General features: G+C 65.2%; 15 protein-coding genes. 6 read left to right on the top strand and 9 right to left on the bottom strand.

All coding sequences use genetic code 11. The annotated features are described in order from the left end of the window. Window positions 1–121: 121 nt before the first annotated feature. Complete coding sequence (locus DOM57_RS17960; RefSeq protein ID WP_110650558.1) at window positions 122–595, top strand: Dps family protein; 474 nt, start codon at window positions 122–124, stop codon at window positions 593–595. 394 nt (window positions 596–989) lie between these two features. On the opposite strand, the gene DOM57_RS17950 is transcribed toward DOM57_RS17960, so the two are convergent. Continuing rightward, on the bottom strand, window positions 990–2459 hold the full coding sequence (locus tag DOM57_RS17950; RefSeq protein ID WP_110650586.1) for a DNA recombination protein RmuC: 1470 nt from the start codon (window positions 2457–2459) through the stop codon (window positions 990–992). A gap of 199 nt (window positions 2460–2658) precedes the next feature. Between DOM57_RS17950 and DOM57_RS17945 the strand changes: the two genes are divergently transcribed. The 3 genes from DOM57_RS17945 to katE all read left to right on the top strand — a co-directional run bounded on the left by DOM57_RS17945 (window position 2659) and on the right by katE (window position 6898). After that, complete coding sequence (locus DOM57_RS17945; protein WP_110650556.1) at window positions 2659–3222, top strand: type 1 glutamine amidotransferase domain-containing protein; 564 nt, start codon at window positions 2659–2661, stop codon at window positions 3220–3222. A gap of 276 nt (window positions 3223–3498) precedes the next feature. After that, window positions 3499–4533: an App1 family protein gene (locus DOM57_RS17940; RefSeq protein ID WP_110650585.1), complete on the top strand. Its 1035-nt coding sequence runs from the start codon at window positions 3499–3501 to the stop codon at window positions 4531–4533. Between the two features lie 109 nt (window positions 4534–4642). Then, window positions 4643–6898: a catalase HPII gene (katE, locus tag DOM57_RS17935; protein WP_275425986.1), complete on the top strand. Its 2256-nt coding sequence runs from the start codon at window positions 4643–4645 to the stop codon at window positions 6896–6898. A 111-nt stretch (window positions 6899–7009) separates the two neighbouring features. On the opposite strand, the gene DOM57_RS17930 is transcribed toward katE, so the two are convergent. The 4 genes from DOM57_RS17930 to DOM57_RS17915 form a co-directional block, all read right to left on the bottom strand. Continuing rightward, window positions 7010–8485, bottom strand: coding sequence for an aminoacyl-histidine dipeptidase (locus DOM57_RS17930; RefSeq protein WP_110650554.1), 1476 nt, complete (start codon window positions 8483–8485; stop codon window positions 7010–7012). A gap of 114 nt (window positions 8486–8599) precedes the next feature. Further along, complete coding sequence (locus tag DOM57_RS17925) at window positions 8600–10906, bottom strand: tRNA(Met) cytidine acetyltransferase TmcA (RefSeq protein ID WP_110650553.1); 2307 nt, start codon at window positions 10904–10906, stop codon at window positions 8600–8602. Window positions 10907–10910: 4 nt separating this feature from the next. Then, a complete protein-coding gene (locus DOM57_RS17920; protein WP_110650552.1) occupies window positions 10911–11324 on the bottom strand; it encodes a hypothetical protein in 414 nt (137 codons plus the stop codon). 70 nt (window positions 11325–11394) lie between these two features. Further along, window positions 11395–12177 carry an AraC family transcriptional regulator gene (locus DOM57_RS17915; protein ID WP_110650551.1) on the bottom strand — a complete coding sequence of 261 codons (783 nt, stop codon included), beginning with the start codon at window positions 12175–12177 and terminating at the stop codon, window positions 11395–11397. A 105-nt stretch (window positions 12178–12282) separates the two neighbouring features. Here DOM57_RS17915 and DOM57_RS17910 point away from each other — a divergent pair, with 105 nt between their 5' ends. Further along, complete coding sequence (locus tag DOM57_RS17910) at window positions 12283–13074, top strand: sulfite exporter TauE/SafE family protein (RefSeq protein WP_110650550.1); 792 nt, start codon at window positions 12283–12285, stop codon at window positions 13072–13074. Window positions 13075–13173: 99 nt separating this feature from the next. On the opposite strand, the gene DOM57_RS17905 is transcribed toward DOM57_RS17910, so the two are convergent. Together DOM57_RS17905 and DOM57_RS17900 are read right to left on the bottom strand one after the other, a co-directional pair. Beyond that, window positions 13174–14727: a DHA2 family efflux MFS transporter permease subunit gene (locus tag DOM57_RS17905; RefSeq protein ID WP_110650549.1), complete on the bottom strand. Its 1554-nt coding sequence runs from the start codon at window positions 14725–14727 to the stop codon at window positions 13174–13176. A 34-nt stretch (window positions 14728–14761) separates the two neighbouring features. Beyond that, window positions 14762–15877: an HlyD family secretion protein gene (locus DOM57_RS17900; RefSeq protein ID WP_110650548.1), complete on the bottom strand. Its 1116-nt coding sequence runs from the start codon at window positions 15875–15877 to the stop codon at window positions 14762–14764. A 153-nt stretch (window positions 15878–16030) separates the two neighbouring features. Here DOM57_RS17900 and DOM57_RS17895 point away from each other — a divergent pair, with 153 nt between their 5' ends. Beyond that, complete coding sequence (locus tag DOM57_RS17895) at window positions 16031–16708, top strand: TetR/AcrR family transcriptional regulator (RefSeq protein WP_110650547.1); 678 nt, start codon at window positions 16031–16033, stop codon at window positions 16706–16708. On the opposite strand, the gene DOM57_RS17890 is transcribed toward DOM57_RS17895, so the two are convergent. Together DOM57_RS17890 and DOM57_RS17885 are read right to left on the bottom strand one after the other, a co-directional pair. Further along, window positions 16680–18917, bottom strand: coding sequence for a xanthine dehydrogenase family protein molybdopterin-binding subunit (locus DOM57_RS17890; protein ID WP_110650546.1), 2238 nt, complete (start codon window positions 18915–18917; stop codon window positions 16680–16682). The two genes, DOM57_RS17895 and DOM57_RS17890, sit on opposite strands and share 29 nt — an antisense overlap. A 12-nt stretch (window positions 18918–18929) precedes the next feature. After that, window positions 18930–19913, bottom strand: a complete 984-nt coding sequence (locus tag DOM57_RS17885) for an FAD binding domain-containing protein (RefSeq protein WP_110650545.1) — start codon at window positions 19911–19913, stop codon at window positions 18930–18932. Window positions 19914–19915 lie beyond the last annotated feature (2 nt).

Below are 19915 nucleotides of genomic sequence, written 5' to 3'. Positions count from 1 at the left end.
CGGGGAAGGCAGTTGCCCGCTCCCGTATATTCAAGCCATACCGAGGTTTCGTTGGGCGGCGGGCGTCAGGACGCCTAAACTATGCCCTGGATTCGATCACCGCCATCCGAGGAGAAGAGTCATGTCCGACACCAACGCCATTGGTCTACACGCCTCCAGCGCCGAACAGCTGGCCGAGAAACTCAACGCCCTGCTGGCCAACTACCAGATCTTCTACATGAACGCCCGCGGCTACCACTGGAACGTCAAGGGCGAACACTTCTTCGAACTGCATGCCAAGTTCGAGGAGATCTATACCGATCTGCTGACCAAGGTCGATGAAGTCGCCGAACGCATCCTGACCCTGGGCTATCAGCCGCTGCACGCCTACAGCGACTACGCCAAGGTATCGCAGATCCAGGAAGACACCCAGGTATCCGACGGCAAGCAGTGCGTCCAGGGCCTGGTGAAAGGCTTCCAGGTCCTGATCGAACTGCAGCGCGACATCCTTTCCCAGGCCGGCGACGCCGACGACGAAGGCACGTCTTCGCTGGCCAGCGACTATATCCGCGAGCAGGAAAAGACGGTGTGGATGCTCAACGCCTATCTTGGCTGAGAGATTATCTGGCAGAACGCGATGCCGCCTGCGGGCGGCATCAGCCTGATGACAATCCCTTTGCCAAGGCAGCGCATTCTGGCAAGGTGAGCTTACAACTGCCGTAGTTTTATCCCACCTATCGCTCGTGTGGACGAGGGGGCTTAACGCTCGCCCCCTCGCCGCTCCCCCTCTTTTTTAGCGCCACAAGACCGCGAAACCCTGGCCGATCAGTCGCTTGCGCTTCGGGTCGGCGCGCAAGGACATCCCTGTCCCGGCGCGCCTCTTGCGACATCCGTGTCGCAAGACCCGGCTTGGCGACCTGTCGTCCAGCGCGGTCCTGGGAGGCGCATGGAGACTCTGGCGACGTGCGGAGACTTTGTCAGCCATTCTCATGCCGCCTGCGGGCGGCATTTTAGTTGTCGTTCTGCCCGGCGTCCGGGGAATCGGTGGCGGCAATCTCCGCTGACGCCTCGTCCGCCGGGTCCGCTGTTGCATTGCGGGTCAGGTTGGCCGGCAGGTCCCGCTTCATGCGCACGCCGAGCTTGTTGAGCGCCAGCGCCTGGCCAATCAGGCTGCCCTGCCCGGTCGACAAGCGCCCCATCGCCTGGTCGAAGCTGCCCTGGGCACGCCCCAGGTGGCGTCCGACATCCTCGAGGCTGGAGACGAAGCCCTGAAACTTGTCGAGCAGCTTGCCGGCGCGGTCGGCGATATGCCGCGCGTTCTCGTTCTGGCGTTCGAGGTTCCACAGGCTCGCCACGGTACGCAGGCTGGCCAATAGCGTGGTCGGCGTGACCACCACGATGTCGCGGGCGAAGGCGTCCTGGAACAGCGTCTCGTCATGCTGGAACGCCACCGCAAAAGCGGGCTCGACCGGCATGAACAGGAACACGAAGTCCGGCGAACGCAGCCCCGGCAGGCGCGGATAGTCGCGTCCCGCCAGGGCGTCGATATGCGCGCGCACGGCCTGGACATGGGCCCTCAGCGCCCGTTCGCGCTCGTCGTCGTCCTCGGCGTTGACGTAGCGCACGTAGGCGTTGAGGGATACCTTGGCGTCGACGATCAGATGTTTGTCGTCGGGCAGGTAGATCACCGCGTCCGGCCGCTGACGCCCCTGCTCGCCGTCGATCGAGACTTCGCGGCGATACTCGATATCGCGGCGCAAACCGGAGCGCTCCAGTACCGACTCCAGCATCACCTCGCCCCAGTTGCCCTGCATCTTCTTGTCGCCCTTGAGCGCGCGGGTCAGGTTGGCGGCTTCTTCGGTGATCTGGCGGTTGAGGGTCGCCAGCTGGTCGATCTGCACCTTGAGCGTGGTGCGTTCGCGCAGTTCCTGGCCGTGAATCTCCTCGAGCCGTTGGCGAAAGCCGGCGACCTGCTCGCGGAACGGCTTGAGCAATGCCTCCAGGCTGTCGCGGCTCTGGGCGCTGTAGGCGCGGCTTCGCTCGTCGAAAATGCGCCCGGCCAGCGATTCGAACTCGTGCCCCAGACGGGCCTTGGCCTGCTCCAGCAACTGCAACTGCTCGGCGTGCTGACTCTGCTGCTGCTCGAACCGGGTCTCGAGACGGCCGTACTGCTCGCGAATGTCCGCCAGTCGCTCGGTGAGCGTCTCTATCTGCTGTTCGCGGCCAGCCAGCTGGCGCTGCAGTTCCGCCTGGCGTTCGCGCAGATCGTCCTGCTGGGCATCGCTCTGGGCAAGCTCCTGTTCCCGCTGCCGGCATTGCGCCTCGCTGTTCTGCAGGCGCGCCTCGAGCGCCGCCCGTTCAGCACCGAAACGGCGTCGCGATATCCAGGCCATGAGGCCGCCAACGACCAGCCCGCAGCCGATGACGGCGACGATCCACCCCACCACTTGCGGCGCCCATGCGCCCGCTTCGCCATTCATCGTCTTTGCCCCCTGTTCGACTTGCCACTCTTGCCGGGTGTCACCTTCCGCCGGATCGCCCGCCAACGCAAGCGGCGCCTCGGGCCAGCGGCAATTCCCGCTTGAACTTCCGCGAGACTATCCCAAACTCAGTGGACGTGGACCGGGATGGCCCATGGGTTTTGTTCACTCACCGACACATCAAGACCAGGAGGTCACGATGGCTCAGCAACTCAATGGCAAACGCGTCGCCATTCTCGCCGCCGACGGCTTCGAGGAAGCCGAACTCTCTTCACCACGCGCCGCACTGCAGGGCCAGGGTGTCGAAACGCATGTCATCTCCCCGGACGGCAAGGGCATTCGTGCCTGGGCGGAAACCGACTGGGGCGACACCTACGAAGCGGACAAGAGTCTCGACGAGGTAAACGCCGCCGATTATCACGCCCTGGTATTGCCGGGCGGGCTGTTCAATCCGGATGCGCTGCGTCTCAACGAAAAGGCGTTGAGCTTCGTCAGAGCCTTCTTCGAAGCCGGCAAGCCGGTTGCGGCGATCTGTCATGCTCCCTGGATCCTGATCAACGCCGGCGTGGTGGAAGGTCGCAAGATGACCTCCGTCCCCTCCGTTGCCCAGGATCTGCGGAATGCCGGCGCCCAGTGGTTCGACGAGTCCGTCGTCGTCGACAGCGGTTTCGTCACCAGCCGCACGCCGAAGGATCTCGATGATTTCAACAGCAAGCTGCTCGAGGAGCTGGCCGAAGGCCGCCACAGCAAACAGCACGCCTGAACGCTCATCGAGGCCCTGAAACGCTCGCCAATCGGCGAGCGTTTTTTGTGCGCTCCCTTCGGGCCGTCGTTGCGCGACGTCAAGCACCGCTCCCGGCGGTTTTTGCAGGATGCCACCAAGCTTCCCATACTTTCAGCAGACTTGAGCCAAGGGAATGCAGCGACCGTGCCCCACTCCACCCATACGTCCACTTCGGAATCCCGCTCGTTACCGCGATTGCTGATCGCCAAGCCGCTGCACTTCATCAAGAAACTGGTTCGTCTATTCATCCGGCCAATGCGCCGCGACAAAGGGCGCGGCGGTGTCATCGTGCATCCCTACCGCGGTTACGGATCGCATCGGGAAGCCTTCATCATGGGCCGGGTCTTCCGTCAGCCCGGCCGCTTGATGCGTTGGGAAGAAGCCGGCGTGATGCGCGACCTGGTGGATGTCGCACGCCGCGTGGTGCGCCATGGCGTTGCCGACGCCCGCGTCGACATTCGCCTGGGCGCCACCCAGGCGACCGTCACCACCGACCGCGACGGCTATTTCTATGCCCATGTAAAGATTACCCATTCGCTGCCGGCCGAGGCGATCTGGCACACCGCCAAGCTCGAGGTGATCTCCGAAGACGATGCCATCAGTACCGAAACCGAGGTCTACATCCCGCCCGTCAGCACCGATCTGATCGTGATCAGCGACATCGACGACACCGTGATGTACACGGGCGTCGCCAACAAGCTGAAGATGCTCTATCGGCTGTTCATGGAGAAGGCCCATCGGCGCACGGCGTTCCCCGGCGTCGCCGCCTTCTATCGCGCGCTTTATGGCGGTGCCGAGGGCAACCGCAAGCGGCCCATGCTGTATGTCTCCCGCGGCCCCTGGAGCATCTACGAAATGCTCGAGATGTTCTTCAACATGAATCGCATTCCGGCCGGCCCGATCCTGTTCCTGCGCGAATGGGGCCTGAGCCTGAAGCGTCCTTGGCCGCGCAGGGCGGAAGAGCACAAGTCCGACGTGATTCAGAACATGCTGTCGCTTTACGAGGACCTGCCGTTCATCCTGATCGGCGACAGCGGCCAGCACGACCCCGAGGTCTACACCGAGATCGTCAAGGCCCATCCCGAGCGCGTGCGCGCCATCTACATCCGCAAGGTCGATAACGACCCCGAGCGCGACGCGGCCATCGAGGTGCTGGCCAACGAGGTCCGCCATACCGGCTGCGAGCTGGTACTGGCCCGCGATAGCGTGAGCATGGCGGAGCATGCGTTGTCGAAAGGTTTCATTTCCGAGGAGGGTCTGGAGGCGGTGCGTCGGGATCAGCGGCAATAGGGCCGCGGAAACGGATTGACGCAGATTAACAGTAGCGGAATCGAACCTTGCCACTGGCTGGGGCGGCAACTATTGCTAAGGAAAAGGCGCCATAAATATATGTAGGTAAATAAAACCCCAGGTAAATAAACACAGGCAAAGGCTCCGATTCGTTGTCGATCGAGATGACGACACATCGGCAGCGTTTGCCGTCGATTCCAACCAGGAGACATTGATGGCCAACAATCCTCATACGTCCTCCAACCGTGGCGACCCCAACGATACGGACTTCAAGACCACCGAGCAGAGCAAGTCGGAGAATCTGGAAAAGTACCGCAGCGATGCCGAGGGGCACGACCTGCGCACCAACCAGGGCGTTCGGATCGCTGACAACCACAACTCGCTGAAGGCCGGCGAGCGCGGCCCGACCTTGCTGGAAGATTTCATCTTCCGCGAAAAGCTCAATCACTTCGACAACGAGCGCATTCCAGAGCGCATCGTGCACGCCCGCGGCGCGGCGGCGCATGGTTATTTCCAGCCTTACGCGGAAGCCGCCAAGTATTCCAAGGCCGGCCTGTTCCAGGACCCCGACAAGAAGACCCCCGTATTCGTGCGCTTTTCCACGGTGCAGGGCTCGCGGGGCTCCAACGATACCGTGCGCGACGTGCGCGGTTTCGCCACCAAGTTCTATACCGACGAAGGCAACTGGGATCTGGTCGGCAACGATCTGCCGGTGTTCTTCATTCAGGACGCGATCAAGTTTCCCGACTTCGTGCATGCGGTGAAGCCCGAACCGCACAACGAGATCCCCCAGGGGCAGTCGGCCCACGACACCTTCTGGGATTTCGTCTCGCTGATGCCGGAGTCCACCCACATGGTGCTGTGGACCATGTCCGACCGCGCCTTTCCGCGCCACTACCGCTACATGGAAGGCTTCGGCGTGCATACGTTCCGCCTGATCGACAAGCAGGGCAAGGCGCGTTTCGCCAAGTTCCACTGGAAGCCCCTGGCCGGTACCTGCTCGCTGATCTGGGACGAGGCGCAGAAGCTGTGGGGCCGCGATCCCGATTTCAACCGCCGTCAGATGTGGGAAGACATCGAGAACGGCAACTTCCTGGAATATGAGTTCGGAGTGCAGATCGTCGAGGAGGAGGACGAGCACAAGTTCGATTTCGACCTGCTCGACCCGACCAAGATCATTCCCGAGGAGCAGGTACCGGTCACCCCCATCGGCAAGCTGGTGCTCAACCGCAATCCGGACAACTACTTCGCCGAGACCGAACAGGTGGCGTTCAATCCGGCCAATATCGTGCCGGGCATCGATTTCACCAACGACCCGCTGCTGCAGGGCCGGCTGTTCTCCTATCTGGATACCCAGATGCTGCGCCTGGGCGGGCCCAACTTTCACGAGATTCCGATCAATCAGCCGGTAGCGCCATTTCACAACAACCAGCGCGACTCCATGCACCGCCAGACGATCGACAAGGGCCAGGCCTCCTATGAGCCCAATTCGATCGACGGCGGCTGGCCCAAGGAGACCCCGCCAGCGCCGGAGGATGGCGGATTCGAAACCTATTACGAACGTGTCGATGCCAACAAGATCCGCGCTCGCAGCGCATCGTTCGGCGATCACTACTCCCAGGCGACACTGTTCTGGAATAGTCAGACCGATGTCGAGAAGGAGCACATCATCGCCGCCTATACCTTCGAGCTTTCCAAGGTGCAGCGGCCGTGGATTCGCGAGCGGGTGATCAAGGAGATCCTGCCCAATATCGATCTCGAACTGGCGCGGCGGGTCGGTGAAAACCATGGCATCGAAGCGCCTTCCAGCAAGCCAGCATCGGACGACGAACTGGGCACCAGCTCACAGCAGGAGTCGCCGGCACTGAGCCTGATGGCGCGTCTGCCGGGCAACATCAAGTATCGCAAGGTGGCCATCCTGGTCGCCGATGGCGTCGACGGCGATCAGGTGGCGGCCATCAAATCCAAGCTCGAGGCCGAAGGTGCCGAAGGCATGGTGATCGCGCCCAGCATGGCGCCGGTGAAGACCGCGAGCGGCCAGACGGTGGCGCCAGACGCCATGCTCAACGGCCAGCCCTCGGTGACCCTGGACTCGGTGATCGTCGCCGGCGGGGCAGAGAGCGTCGAGACGCTGTCGCAATCCGGTCAGGGACGCTACTACGTCCAGGAAGCCTACAAGCACCTCAAGGCGATCGCCGCCATCGGCGAGGGCAAGGATCTACTGTCCGCGGCGAACGTGCCCACACAGGAAGACGGCATCTTCCTCGGTGCCGGCGTGGACGACGTGTTCACGGCCTTTGCCAAAGCGATGGGGCAGCATCGGGTCTGGTCGCGCGATGCCAGGGCCAACGACATGCCGGCGTGATTCGTCCACGCAGCAAATCGTGGCTTAATTAATTAAGGAAACACTGAATAAATACGTCGAGCACCACGCAACGCAGCGATTCGCCTGCGCAGACATTTATGCAGTGTTTCCTCAGGCGGCCTTGCCGGAAGCAATGTCGGCCACCAGCGCCTTGAGCACGCGCCAGAACTCCTCCACCGAGGCAATCTCCGTGCGCTCGGTGGGCGAGTGGGCACCGCGAATCACCGGGCCGAAGGAGATCATCTCCAGCTGCGGATACTTGCCACCGATGATGCCGCACTCGAGCCCGGCGTGGATCACCTTGACCGCCGGGTCCTGCCCCAGTTGTTCTTGGTGGATGCGGCGAAAACGGGTCAACAGGGTGCTGTCGGCACTCGGTGTCCAACCCGGATAGACGTTCTCGACCCTTGTCTTGGCGCCGATCAAACCGAACAGCGCGGCGAAACGGTCGGCCAGATTGCGCGTGGCACTGTCGCGCAGCGAACGTACCAAGGCACAGAGGTGAAAACGACCGTTCTCCAGCGTCACCACGCCGAGATTGTTGGAAGTCTCGACCACGCCCGGCACCTCGACGCTCATGCGTTCGACGCCATAGGGCGCAGCATGCAAGGCAGATACCAGCAGTTGGGTGGCGGTATCGGTCAGCGCCTCGGCATCTTCACAGGAAACCGCTGCCGGCGACAGCGTCAATGTCACGTTATCGTCGACACCCGCCAGTTCCTCGCGATAGAGCGCCTGCAAGTCAGCCAGCGTCTCCTCCAGCGCCGGCAGGGCGTCCTCGTCGACGGCGATGGTGACGAAGGCTTCCCGCGGCAGCGCATTGCGCAGGGTGCCGCCATGGTAGTCCACCAGCCGGATCTCGAACGGCTCCAGCGCCCGCAACGCGCGTACCAGCAACTGGTTGGCGTTGCCGCGCTCCTTGTGGATATCGGCTCCCGAGTGACCGCCGACCAGCCCGGTCAACGCGATCTGCCGCAGCACTTCCCCGTCGTCGCAGCCGCGCATCGGCAGATCGGCGTCGATCACCACATCCGCGCCACCGGCGCAGCCGATGTAGACCTCGCCGCGATCCTCGGAATCGAGATTGAGCAGGTAGCGTCCTTCCAGCCAGCCTTCGTCGAGGGAGAGCGCGCCTTGCAGCGAGGTCTCCTCCTCCAGGGTGAACAGCGCCTCGAGCGGACCGTGGGCGATATCCTCCGCCTCCAGGATCGCCAGCGCGGCGGCGACGCCGAGACCGTTGTCGGCCCCCAGGGTCGTGCCGCGGGCGTGCAGCCAGCCGTTCTCGACGTAGGTATCGAGCGGATCGTTGAGAAAGTCGTGCGGGTGATCGCTGTTGGCCTGGGTGACCATATCGAGATGGCCCTGGAGGATCACGCCGGGCACCCCTTCGCAACCGGGACTGGCCGGCTTGCGAATGCGCAGGTTGCCGTAGCCGTCGCGGTCGTGGGCCAGGCCCTTGTCGTCGGCCCAGCGTTCCAGCGTCTCGACCAGCCTGGCCTCGTGGCCGGAGGGCCGCGGCGTATTGCACAGGGTGCGGAAATGGCGCCAGACGGGCTCGGGAGACAACTGCAGCAGATGGTCGTTCATGATCGATTCCAGCCTCGTCGTGCGGCGAGCATGTCACCGCAACGGGTGTCGAAGAGTGATGAATGAAACCCGAGCCGGCAGCGGACCGCGGCTCGTTTTTGAGGTGCCAACACCTTACTCGTCCGGTCGAGACTTGACCATATTTGGCGCATGACCCAAGCCCCCCGCGTCTTCGAGCAGGTGCCGGACCAGCGCTCTCGCCACCGCCTGACGATCGCGCCTGCCGCCGCGCGCGAGCGCAGCGTCATGCCGCTGGAACAGCGCCGCCACCCAGGCCGCGATGGCGGAAGCGCTGCCTGGGCCGCCCTCGGCTGGCGCCGGGATCACGTCCGCCTCGATGGCCGTGGGCAGCGCGGCCAGCGGCTGTCGACGCCACCATGCCAGCCAGGCTTGCCGCAACCAGGGACGCACCAGTGCCAGTTCGCCACCGCCAGCGGCAAACCAGGCCAGCCGTGCCCATGTTTCATCGTCCGGCTCGAGGATGGCACCTTCGTGCAGCCAGCCCGCCGCGACCAACGGCTCGATGTCGTCGAGCTCCTCCGCCAGCAGATCCGGCAGCAGCGTTTCGAAGTCGCGCGTCAGATCGCCGAGATCGGCGCGGGCGGCAGGCGTCAGGCCTCGTCCCATCATCATCGCCGGCTCGCCGCTAGCCGCTTCGCGGGTCAGCCCGAGGCGCAAGGTATGAAAACCCTGCCCGCGCCAGAAGCGCATCAGGCCGGGCTCGGCGCCGAAACTCACGCCGAGCCGGTCGATGGCGGCCTTCCCGGCCTCTTCGGCGACGCCTGCGACCAGTCGTCCGCCGACGCCCCGGCGACGCAGCGCCGGATGCACGGCGATCCGCATGATCCGCCACCAGCGTGCGGTCGCCGCCTCGATGTGACCACCATGCATCGCCAGCGACTGGGCCAGCAGATGACCGCGCGGACGGCGCCGGCCAAGCTGGATGTCGGCGGCGAGTTCGGCGTCGAAGCCGCCTTCCTGCTGTACCACGCAGAGCCCGACCAGGGTGTCGCCGGCCATCGCCGCCAGCAAGCGTAGATCGGGACCGTCGAGCAGTTGACGCAGATCGCTCGGTGCGGTGCGGTAGTGCGCCTGCACCAGCAGGCCGAAAGCCTGATTCAGCAGGGTTTCGTCACGCGCCAGGGCGGCGCGATCCAACCAGGCATGGCAGACGGCATTTTCAGCGACGGCGCTTGCGAGCGCCTGCGGCGCGGAAATCTCGGCATCCAGGCACAACAGCTCGCGGGTCAGCGCTTCCAGTGGATCATTGGCGCCCCAGCGAATTGGCGTCTGCAGCGTGAGCCGCTTCCACTCCGGCGTCAGGCGGTCGAGGGCATCGCGCAGGCGGACCTCGAAACCGCGGCCGGTACCTTCGTAGCCATGCACGGTGGTGGCGAAGGCGATGCGGGGAAATTGCCGCAGCCAACTGACCAGGCGTGCGGCGGGAATCGATGCCGCCTCGTCGATGAACAACGTCGGCGGGGACCGGGCATCGATATCGGCGGCGGCCAGCGCCGGTATCACCCGCTCCGGCGCCAACCATTCGACGCGGCAGTCGCGCCCCTCGAGGACGACCTCGAAGCGCTCCGCCTCACGCCGCCCGGCGGGCAGCAAGGCAGCGAGCCGTTCGAACAACGCCTCGACCGCCTCGCGGCTGGAGGACGTCACCCACAAGCGGCTCTCGCCCCGCTGCAGCCGACGCGCGGCGGCAATCCCCAGCGCCGCGCTCTTGCCGCGCCCGCGATCGGCGATCAGTACCACGGGACGGCGCCGGCGCAGGCGGACCAAACGCTGGACCGCCTCGGCCTGGTCCCGGGTAAGGCAGTCGGGATCGTCGAGTGCGACGTTGGTTGTCCCAGGCTCGAAAATGCTGAACGCCGGCATGCTCGGCAACTCGATATCCCCTGACCAGTGGGCGACATGGGAAGCCTGGCCCAGGCGCATGGCCAGCCGTTGCAGGTAACGGGCAGCGAGGGAATCGGGCGCATGGGGCCAGTGCGCCAGGCGGCGATAGTCGGCATCCGGCCGCCAGCGCGTCACATCGGATAGGAAGAGAGACGCTCGCCAATGACGCGGGGTCAACAGCAGCAACCAGCCACCGGCCACGACGCTGCCGCTGATCGCGCCGAAGGCATCGGGATCGAATCCGGCCTCGACGGAGACCGCATCGAACACCACCAGATCGTGCTCGCTGCCCAGCCGGCTACGCACCCGCGAGGCGGTAAGCCGCGACACGCCGGACGGCACCTCGGCCAGCTCCGGGCCGATCCACAACGGCGCCCGCCAATCGCCGGCTGCGACCCAGCGCGCGGCCTTGGCGACACCCGCCTCGGCATCCTCGGCGATCCATGTCACCCCACGCCAGCGCCGCGCCATCAGTTCGGCACGTCGCTCGCGCAACCAGGCGGTCAGGTCGTTCATCGGCTCAGCCGAAGGCGCCGCTGAGATCGGGCTTCATGGTCGGGCAGTAACGCGCCAGCACCACCGCCAGCGCCACGCCACCCAGAGTCAACAGCACCGGCAGCCAACTGAAGGCGACCCCGGACGAAACGTAGAGATAGAGGAAGAACACGCTCATCACGCCGCCGCCGAGCAGACGACCGGCCTTGATCCCGGCGAGATAGACGCTGACCAGTACCCCGGCGCAGGGAATCAACACGCTGAACAGATTGATGGCGAAGCTGCGCCCCGACTCGGCAACGTTGGGCAGGACCAAGCGCGCCACCACTTCCCATACCACCAGGTAGACCACCACCGGCGCGGCGAAGCTGCCGATCAGGCGCAACAAGGTACGGATGGGCTCGTCGGCGCCCGGCTTGGGCGGTTGTGGTGTGCTCATGGCGATTTCCCGAGACGTTCGACAGCGAAAAGATCGCGCTATTGAATCATCCACGCGCTGGAATGCACAGTCATCGACCCTCCAGCGGCTTGCACGGCAGATAGTGAGAAGGCGGACATCCCAGTATTCGCCGAAAGGCGCTGGAGAAGGCGCTCGCGCTGTCGTAACCGGCATCCAGCGCCACCCGGGTAACGCTCTCGCCGGCGGCCAGCCGGGGCAGTGATTGCAACACGCAGGCCCGCCCCCGCCAGTCGAGGAAACCCATCCCGGTCTGGCGGCGAAACCGGCGACGAAAGCTGCGCTCGCTCCAATGCAGTTCGCGGGCACAGGCAGCGGCCGTGAGGTGCGCGTCCGGCCGTGCCAGGAAAGCGCGGCACAGGCCGCGCAGCGGCTCCTCCTCCGGCATCGGCAGGTGCAACGGCAGTGCCGGGGCCAGGCGGATCTCATGCAGCAGCAGGTCCATCAGGGCACCGTCGCGTCCGTGCTCGTCATGCGGAATCGCCACTTCCGAAGCCGCCAGCAGCAATTGCCGCATCAGCGGCGAGACCGCGATCGCCTCGCACGTGGACGGCGTCCGACAGACGATCTCCGGCTGGATATAGAGGCTGCAAGTCGAAACGTCCCGCATCGATACGCGATGGGACTCCTGCGCCGGGATCCATACCGCCCGCTGCGGCGGAACCGTCCACTTGCCGGACCGCGTCTCCACCTGCATCACGCCGGTGGCGCCGTAGAGCAATTGCGATCGGCGATGCCGGTGCCAGTCGAGCCGGGTGGCCGGCGGGTAATCGGTACGGATAGGCAGCACCCGCTGTGGCAGCGCATCGAATCGCGCCAAGGGAACGTTGCGCATGGCTGGATTATGGCCGGTTCACGAGGATGAATGGACGATACGCGAAAGACGGCCATCGCGGCCAGCACTAGAGTCTGTCGCTAGCGCCACCAAGGGAAACTCGACATGCTTTTCTCACTACTACTGCTCGGCTGCGGCCTGCTCGCCGGCATGACCACGATTCTGTTCGGTTTCGGCGGAGGCTTCGCCATCGTGCCATTGCTCTACCATTTGTATGGCGCCTCGAACGCGGCCATGCCCACCGCGGTGGCCACCTCGGCCGCGGTGATGGTATTCACCGCCAGCTGGGCGAGCTATCGCCAGGCGCGGGCGGGAAATCTGGAATGGGCACGACTGAGACCACTGCTTCTGCCGATGGCGCTGGGCGCGGGGCTGGGCGCCCTGCTGGCGCCGCGCCTGGACGACGACTGGCTGCGCTGGGCTTTCGTGATCTACCTGCTGGTGACGATCGTCGACTGCCTGCGTCGCCGACACTTCCTGTCGCTCGAACATTCCGTGAATACCCGGCGCCTTCCTGCGCCCCGACGTTCGCTGTGGTCCGGGTTGCTGATCGGAGGCGTGTCGTCGCTGCTGGGTGTCGGCGGCAGCGTGATGACGGTGCCGATGATGCGCCGGGCCGGCCTGCCGATGGTCAAGGCCGCTGCCATGGCCAATCCACTGACGTTGCCGATCGCGCTGAGCGCAACCCTTGCCTATGCCGTGCAGATACCTCCCGCGTCGCGCCCCGGCATGTTCCAGATCGGCCTGGTCGACGTGGGCGCCGGCACGGCCCTGGCCCTCGGCGCCCTGCTCGGCATCCAGGCCGCGCTGCCATTGGCGGCGAAATTGGCGGATGGCCTGCATGCCCGAATCTATCTGGCGCTGCTGGCCGCGGTCGCGTTGAGCATGGCGCTTTGAAACCGCTGTCTACAGTGTCCCGAAACCGGTGCCCGTAGCCATGATGTTGTCTTTTCTTCCGGCTTATCGCTTACGGCTTACAGCTCCGGCGCAGCCGGATCAATGCTCGATCTTATTGAGCAACAGCACCAGCGGTACGCTGAGCAGGTAGATGCAGCCCAGCCACAGGAAGATATCGTTGTAGGCCAGCACCTGGGCCTGCACGCCGAAACGCTGGCCGAGCATCGCCACCGCGCTGTGGTAGGGATCGACCACGTGTCCCATCAGCATCGACTGGTACTGCTCGATCTGCTGCTGGACCACGACGCGCCCGTCATTGAGCGCCGGGATCAGCTGGTTCCAGTGATAGTCCTCGCGCCAGTCGCGCACGGTATCGAGCATCGCCAGGCCGACGGCGCCGCCGAGGTTGCGCATCACGCTGAACAGGCCGGCGGCATTGCCCAGCTCCTGGGGTGGCAGCGTGCCCATGGCGATGCGCGCGGCAGGGATGATGCACATGATCATGCCGATGCCGCGCACGATCTGCGGCCAGAAGAACTGCCAGAAACCGGACTCATCGGTCAGATTCGAGTTCATTGCGGTGCCGATGCCGACCAGCAGCAGGCCGAAGAACAGCAACACGCGCAGATCCACCGAGTTGGTCAGGCGGCCGACGATCGGCGCGGTGCAGAACATCGCCACCCCGGTGACGAACATCACCTCGCCGATCTGCAGGCTCGAGTAGCCCCGCACGCCGCCCAGAAACAGCGGCATCAGGTAGACCAGGCCATACATCGCGATGCCGATGACGAACACCAGCCCGGTGCCGATGGAGAAATTGAGATTGCGGAAGGCGTGCAGATTGACGATCGGCTCGTGGTAGGTCAGCACCCGCCAGAAGAAACCGATGCAGGAAGCCGCGCAGAGCACGCTCATCCACAGGATCAGGTCACTGGCGAACCAGTCGTCGCCCGGACCCTCCTCGAGCACGAACTCGAGACTGCCGAGGAACAACGCGATCAGCACCAGGCCGCGCAGATCGAGATGCCGGGCAACGCTCTTGTCGCCCTCGTCGATATCGAGAAAACGCCACGCCGCCAGACTGACCAGGATCCCCGGCACCACGTTGGCCAGGAACAGCCAGTGCCAACTGAACAGTTCGGTGACGTAACCGCCGACGGTGGGCCCGATCGATGGCGCCATGGTCACCACCATGCCGATCACGCCCTGAACGGCGCCCATTGCCCGACGCGGAAACAACGAGAAGCTGACCGCCTGGGTGATCGGAATCATCGCCCCGCCCATGAAGCCCTGGATGGCCCGCAATACGATCAGCTGCTCGATGCTCGATGCCAGCGCGCAGCCTAGGCTGGCCAAGGTGAAGCCGACACAGGAGATGACGAACGCGACCCGCGTCGACAACCAGCGCATCAGCACGCCGGAAAGCGGAATCATGATGATCTCGGCGACCAGATAGGAGGTCTGGATCCAGGAGATTTCATCGCTCGAGGCGGAGACGCCGGCCTGGATCTCGTTGAGCGAACTGGCGACGATCTGGATGTCCAGGATCGCCATGAACATGCCGAACACCGCCGCAATGAACCCGAACCGGTAGTGCCACGGCGGCATTTCCTGCGGGCCGCCACCGTTGGAGGGAGCCGCCACTTCGCTCATGCCTCCTTACCTCCCATTGCTGCGGCTCGACCTCTCATTGCGGCTCGTCGTCCAGGCCGGGGCCGGAATCCGCATCAGGCAGCCCCGGGCCTGGATCAAAGTAGATCGCCTGGCCGTCGACCTCGCGGGTATCCACCGATGGCACCACCGACAGCCCCGACTGCAGTCGCCACAACTGGTCTTCAGGGCCGGTCACCAGGATTTTCACCGGCACCCGCTGCACGATCTTGTTGAAGTTGCCGGTGGCGTTGTCCTGCGGCAGCAGGCTGAACTGGGTCCCGGTGGCCGGCGCCACGCTAACGATACGGCCGGTGAATTCGATGTCCGGATAGGCATCCACCTCGAGCGATACCGGCTGCCCCACGCGCATGCGCTCGATCTGGGTCTCCTTGTAGTTGGCCACCACGTAGGCGCTGGAGACCGGCACCAGCTGCATCAGCGTCAGCGAAGGCTGGGCCAGATCGCCGGGCTCGATGGCGAGATTACCGATCACTCCATCGCGCTTGGCGACGATGCGGGTCTTCTCCAACTGGCTCTGGGCATAGTCGATGTCGGCCCGGGCCGCCTCGCGATTGGCCTCGGCGCTGTCGATCGCGGCCTGATCCGCGGTCAGTTGACGCTTGGCCGACTCGACGCTGGCCTGACGCGCGGCCAGCGTCGCCTGAGCGACACGCAGCGCGGCCTGATCGTCCTGCAGTTGCTGACGCGAGGCGTAGTCGCGCGCCGCCAGTGACTGCGAACGTTCCAGATGCTGGCGCGCCTGGGCGACATCGGACTGCGCCGCCACCACCTGAGCCTGGGCCTCGTCGATGCTCGCCTGGTCGAGTTCGACCTGGCGCTGGGCCTGGGTGACGTTGGCGCTGCTCACCGCCAGTTGGGCCTGGGCCTGGGCCAATTGGCTGCGGGTATCGCGATCGTCCAGCTGGACCAGCAGATCGCCACGCTGAACGCGCTGATTATCGTCCACCGCCACTTGCGTGACCCGGGCGGTAATCTCCGAACGAACCGCTACGCTGTCGGTCTGCACATAAGCATTGTCGGTTTCGATGAAGTAGCGCCCGGTGTGCCACCAGTGCCACACGAACACCAGCGCCACCACCAGTAGAACCAGCACCGCCAATGCCGAATAAATCGTCTTCTTGATTTTCATGCCGGGATCACAGGACTGCACAATGTGTAGTGTATGCTACACTATCTTTTAAAAAACACCACCGACCCAGCCCGTCGAAATCGTTTCCAAACGTCTCGATTCGTCAACAACATCGCTCCGATGCCGGTAGCGCATCGTCCGTAAGAGGAAAACATGACGTCAGATCGTGCCAGCGCCCCAGCGCCCCCCACTACCAAGCGTGGCCGCCAACGCCGAGAGGCGTTGATGGATGCGGCCCAGTGGCTGTTCCTGGAGCGTGGCTACGGGCAGGTCAGCGTCAACGACATCGTCGCCGAGGCGGGCGGCTCGCTGTCGACCCTTTACCGCCATTTCGGCAACAAGGAAGGCCTGTTCCAGGCGGTGATCGGACGGCGCTCGCATCATATCTACGATACGCTGACCTCGGAAAGTATCGACGATCTTCCCATCGAATCGGCACTTCAGCGCCTCGGTGTCAGTCTATTGATCAAGATAATGGACGACGAGGCCCTGGGCCTCTACCGCGAGGTGGTTGCCGAGTGTCCGCGTCAACCCGAACTGGCCCGGCTCTTCTTCGGGGCGGGTCCGGGGCGCGTGCGGGAAGCCCTGGCGGACTACTTCGGTCGTCGCATGGAACGTGGCCTCCTGCCCTGTTGCGACACCGTCGAGCTTGCCGGCATCTTTCTCGGCATGGTGCTCGGCGAATGGCAACTGATCCGCTTGTTGCAACTGGAGCCGCCGCCCTCGCGGGCGGCGATCGAATCCCGCGTGTCGCGTTGCGTCGATCTGTTCCTTCACGGGGTCGTCAAGGCTTCCAGAATGCCTACGGCTCCATCAGGTCGGCGATCTTGATCGGCATGTCGCGGATGCGCTTGCCGGTGGCATGGTAGACGGCGTTGGCGATCGCCGCGGCCATGCCGGTGATGCCGATCTCGCCGACGCCGCGGGCGCCGAACTCGTTGAAGTTGTAGTCGGGGCTGTCGAGCAGCTCGACCTCGATGTCGGGGATGTCGGCATGGACCGGGACGATGTAGTCGGCGTAGTTGTTGTTGTAGATGTTGCCCGCCGGGTCGTACTCGGTCGCCTCGAACAGCCCCATCCCCATGCCCATCACGATCGCCCCTTCGACCTGGTTGCGCGCGGTGAGCGGATTGATCGCCCGCCCGATGTCGATAGTGCTGACCACGCGGGCGACCCGCAGGCGCGAGATGCCCGGGTCCCAGCGCACCTCGACGAAGTGGGCGCCGAACGAGCGGAACGAGAACTTGTCCTTCTCCTCCCCGGGCGCCGCGCTGGCCTCCCCTTCGGCCATGCCGCGCTGCAGCTTGTCGAGCAGTTCGGCGAAGGAGAGCGTCTGGCTACCGTCGGAGAGCGCGCCGTTCTCGAACTCGAGCGCATCGGCTTCCTTGCCGGCAAAGGGCGCACCCTCGGCCACGGCGAGCTGCTTGAGCCGCTCGATCGCCTTGCGCGTCGCCCCGGCCACCGCCGGCATGACGGTGGCGGTCGCCATCGAGCCACCCGACAGCGGCCCTGCCGGCAACATCGAATCGCCGAGCTTGACCTCGATGCGCTCGAGCGGCACGCCGGTCAGCTCGCTGGCGGTCTGGGCGACGATGGTATAGGTGCCGGTGCCGATGTCCTGGGTACCGCAGGCAACCTGCACCCTGCCGTCGGCGCGCAGCTCGACGCGGGCGCTGCAGTGGCTGCGCATCGCCTCCCAGGTCGCATCCGCCATGCCCCAGCCGATGATCTCGTGGCCGTCGCGCATCGAGCCGACCTGGGGATTGCGCTGGTCCCAGCCGAAGCGCCGCGAGGCGTCGTCCCAGCATTCGCGCAGATGGTTGCCCGACCACGGCAGATCGGCGGAGGGGTCGCGGTCGGCGAAGTTCCTGCGCCGCAGCTCGAGCGGGTCCATGTCGAGCGCGATCGCCAGCTCGTCCATCGCCGACTCCAGCGCGAAGCTGCCCGAGACCTCGCCCGGCGCGCGCATCGAGGTCGGCGTGCCGTGGTTGACCTTGACCCGGCGCTGCGACACCGAGACGTTGTCGCAGGCGTAGACGCGCGGCGTGCCGCTGCCGATCGACTCGGTATATTCATCGACGAAGGAGGTCTCGTTGTAGCTGTCGTGGCGGATCGATAACAGCTTGCCGTCGCGGTCGGCAGCGATGCGCATGTGCTGGCGCGAGGCCGGACGGTTGCCGGCGTTGCAGAAGTTCTGCTGGCGCGACAGCACCGTCTTGACCGGGCGACCGACCCTCTGCGCCGCCACCGCGGTGATCACCGCATGGGGCCACATGAACAGCTTGCTGCCGAAGCCCGAGCCGATGTAGTGGGCGATGACGGTGACCTTCTCGGGCGGGATGCCGAAGATCTGCGCCAGGGCGTTGCGCTGGAACACCACGCCCTGGGTGGATTCATAGATGGTCAGCCGGTCGCCTTCCCAGTGCGCGATCGAGGCGTGCATCTCCATCGCCACGTGGGTCTCCATCGCGATGGTATAGGTCTGGTCGAGCTTGACCGGCGCCGCATCGAACGCCCCGGCGGGATCGCCGCGCGACACTGCCTCGTCGCCAGCCTCCTCGCCCTCGTCGTCGGTGTAGAAGAGCCCCGGCACCGCCTCGTGCACCTCGTAGCGCGCCTTGACCAGCCGCGCCGCGGCGCGGGCGTGCTCGAAGGTGTCGGCGATCACCATGGCGATGTACTGGCCCTCGTAGTGGATGCCGTCGTCCTCGAACGGCAGGCGCACCTCGCCGACCTTGTTCTCCTCCCCCATCGTGCTCGGCGAGCGATAGAGCCGCGCCGCCGCGCCGCAGGCCGGGTTGTTGTCGGAGGGCTGGAGCTGCGGGAAGTTGCCGCGGTGGACGATGTCGATCACACCGGGCGCCTGCCGCGCCTCGTCGAGGTCGAGCCCGAGCAGCTTGCCGCAGGCGATGGTGCTCGGCACCGGATAGCCGTAGACCTGGTTGGGCAGGTTGTGATCGGCGGCGTAATCGGCCTTGCCGGTCAGCTTGAGTTCACCGTCGATGCGGGCCGTACGGTGGCCGATAACTGTCTCAGTCATGCTGGAGCCTCCTTATTGTGCGGTCACCGTCGTGAGGGCGCGGACGATCGCCTGCTTCGCCAGCGGAATCTTGAACGCGGTGTCGCGGTGCGCCACCGCGCCGGCCAGTGCCGCCTCGGCGGCCTGCTTGAACGTCGCCTCGCTGGCCGGCTGGCCGCTGAGCGCCGCTTCCGCCTCGAAAGAGCGCCACGGCTTGGTGGCGACGCCGCCCAGCGCAATGCGCGCCTCGCGGACGGTGTCGCCGTCCATCGTCACCACGGCGGCGCAGGAGGCGAGCGCGAACTCGAAGGAGGCGCGGTCGCGCAGCTTGAGATAGTGGCCCTTGGCGCCCGTGATCGGCGCATCGAGGGTGACATGGGTGATCAGCTCGCCGTCGCTCAGGGCGTGCTCGCGCTCGGGGGTATCGCCCGGCAGCAGGTGGTACTCCTCGAAGGGAATCTCGCGCACGCCACTGGGGCCTTCGACCGTGACGGTCGCGCCCAGCGCGGCCATCGCCACGCACATGTCGGAGGGGTGGACGGCGATGCACTTGTCGCTGACGCCGAGCACGGCGTGGTTGCGGTTGATGCCGTCGAGCGCGCCGCAGCCCGAGCCGGGTTCGCGCTTGTTGCACGGCCGCGACGGGTTGCGGAAGTAGGGGCAGCGGGTGCGCTGCATGACGTTGCCGGCGGTGGTGGCGACGTTGCGCAGCTGGGTCGAGGCGCCGGACAGCAGCGCCTCGGAGAGCACCGGGTAGTCGGCTTGGATGCGCTCGTCGTAGGCCAGGTCGGTGTTGGTGACCAGCGCGCCGATCCTGAGGCGGCCGTCGTCGAGGGACTCGATCGCGGTCAGCGGCAGCCGATTGACGTCGACGAGGCGCTCGGGGCGCATGATATCGAGCTTGACCATGTCGATCAGGTTGGTGCCGCCGGCGATGAAATCGGCGCTGCGGTCGCTGCCGTGCAGGGCGGTCGCCTCGGCGACATCCCCGGCGCGCTGATAGGCGAAGTGACGCATGG

Origin of the sequence: Salinicola peritrichatus (assembly GCF_003206715.1) — a bacterium.
In the GTDB taxonomy this organism is placed as follows: Bacteria; Pseudomonadota; Gammaproteobacteria; order Pseudomonadales; family Halomonadaceae; genus Salinicola; species Salinicola peritrichatus.
This window is presented reverse-complemented; position numbering and strand designations above follow the sequence as displayed.

Excerpts from the sequence above, each read along its gene's own strand:
- DOM57_RS17895 (WP_110650547.1), top strand. The coding sequence starts at position 16,031 with ATGACGTCAGATCGTGCCAGCGCCCCAGCGCCCCCCACTACCAAGCGT.
- DOM57_RS17925 (WP_110650553.1), bottom strand. The coding sequence starts at position 10,906 with ATGAACGACCTGACCGCCTGGTTGCGCGAGCGACGTGCCGAACTGATG.
- DOM57_RS17910 (WP_110650550.1), top strand. The coding sequence starts at position 12,283 with ATGCTTTTCTCACTACTACTGCTCGGCTGCGGCCTGCTCGCCGGCATG.
- DOM57_RS17945 (WP_110650556.1), top strand. The coding sequence starts at position 2,659 with ATGGCTCAGCAACTCAATGGCAAACGCGTCGCCATTCTCGCCGCCGAC.
- DOM57_RS17885 (WP_110650545.1), bottom strand. The coding sequence starts at position 19,913 with ATGCGTCACTTCGCCTATCAGCGCGCCGGGGATGTCGCCGAGGCGACC.
- DOM57_RS17890 (WP_110650546.1), bottom strand. The coding sequence starts at position 18,917 with ATGACTGAGACAGTTATCGGCCACCGTACGGCCCGCATCGACGGTGAA.
- DOM57_RS17940 (WP_110650585.1), top strand. The coding sequence starts at position 3,499 with ATGCGCCGCGACAAAGGGCGCGGCGGTGTCATCGTGCATCCCTACCGC.
- DOM57_RS17920 (WP_110650552.1), bottom strand. The coding sequence starts at position 11,324 with ATGAGCACACCACAACCGCCCAAGCCGGGCGCCGACGAGCCCATCCGT.
- DOM57_RS17915 (WP_110650551.1), bottom strand. The coding sequence starts at position 12,177 with ATGCGCAACGTTCCCTTGGCGCGATTCGATGCGCTGCCACAGCGGGTG.
- DOM57_RS17930 (WP_110650554.1), bottom strand. The coding sequence starts at position 8,485 with ATGAACGACCATCTGCTGCAGTTGTCTCCCGAGCCCGTCTGGCGCCAT.
- DOM57_RS17950 (WP_110650586.1), bottom strand. The coding sequence starts at position 2,459 with ATGAATGGCGAAGCGGGCGCATGGGCGCCGCAAGTGGTGGGGTGGATC.
- DOM57_RS17900 (WP_110650548.1), bottom strand. The coding sequence starts at position 15,877 with ATGAAAATCAAGAAGACGATTTATTCGGCATTGGCGGTGCTGGTTCTA.
- DOM57_RS17960 (WP_110650558.1), top strand. The coding sequence starts at position 122 with ATGTCCGACACCAACGCCATTGGTCTACACGCCTCCAGCGCCGAACAG.
- DOM57_RS17905 (WP_110650549.1), bottom strand. The coding sequence starts at position 14,727 with ATGAGCGAAGTGGCGGCTCCCTCCAACGGTGGCGGCCCGCAGGAAATG.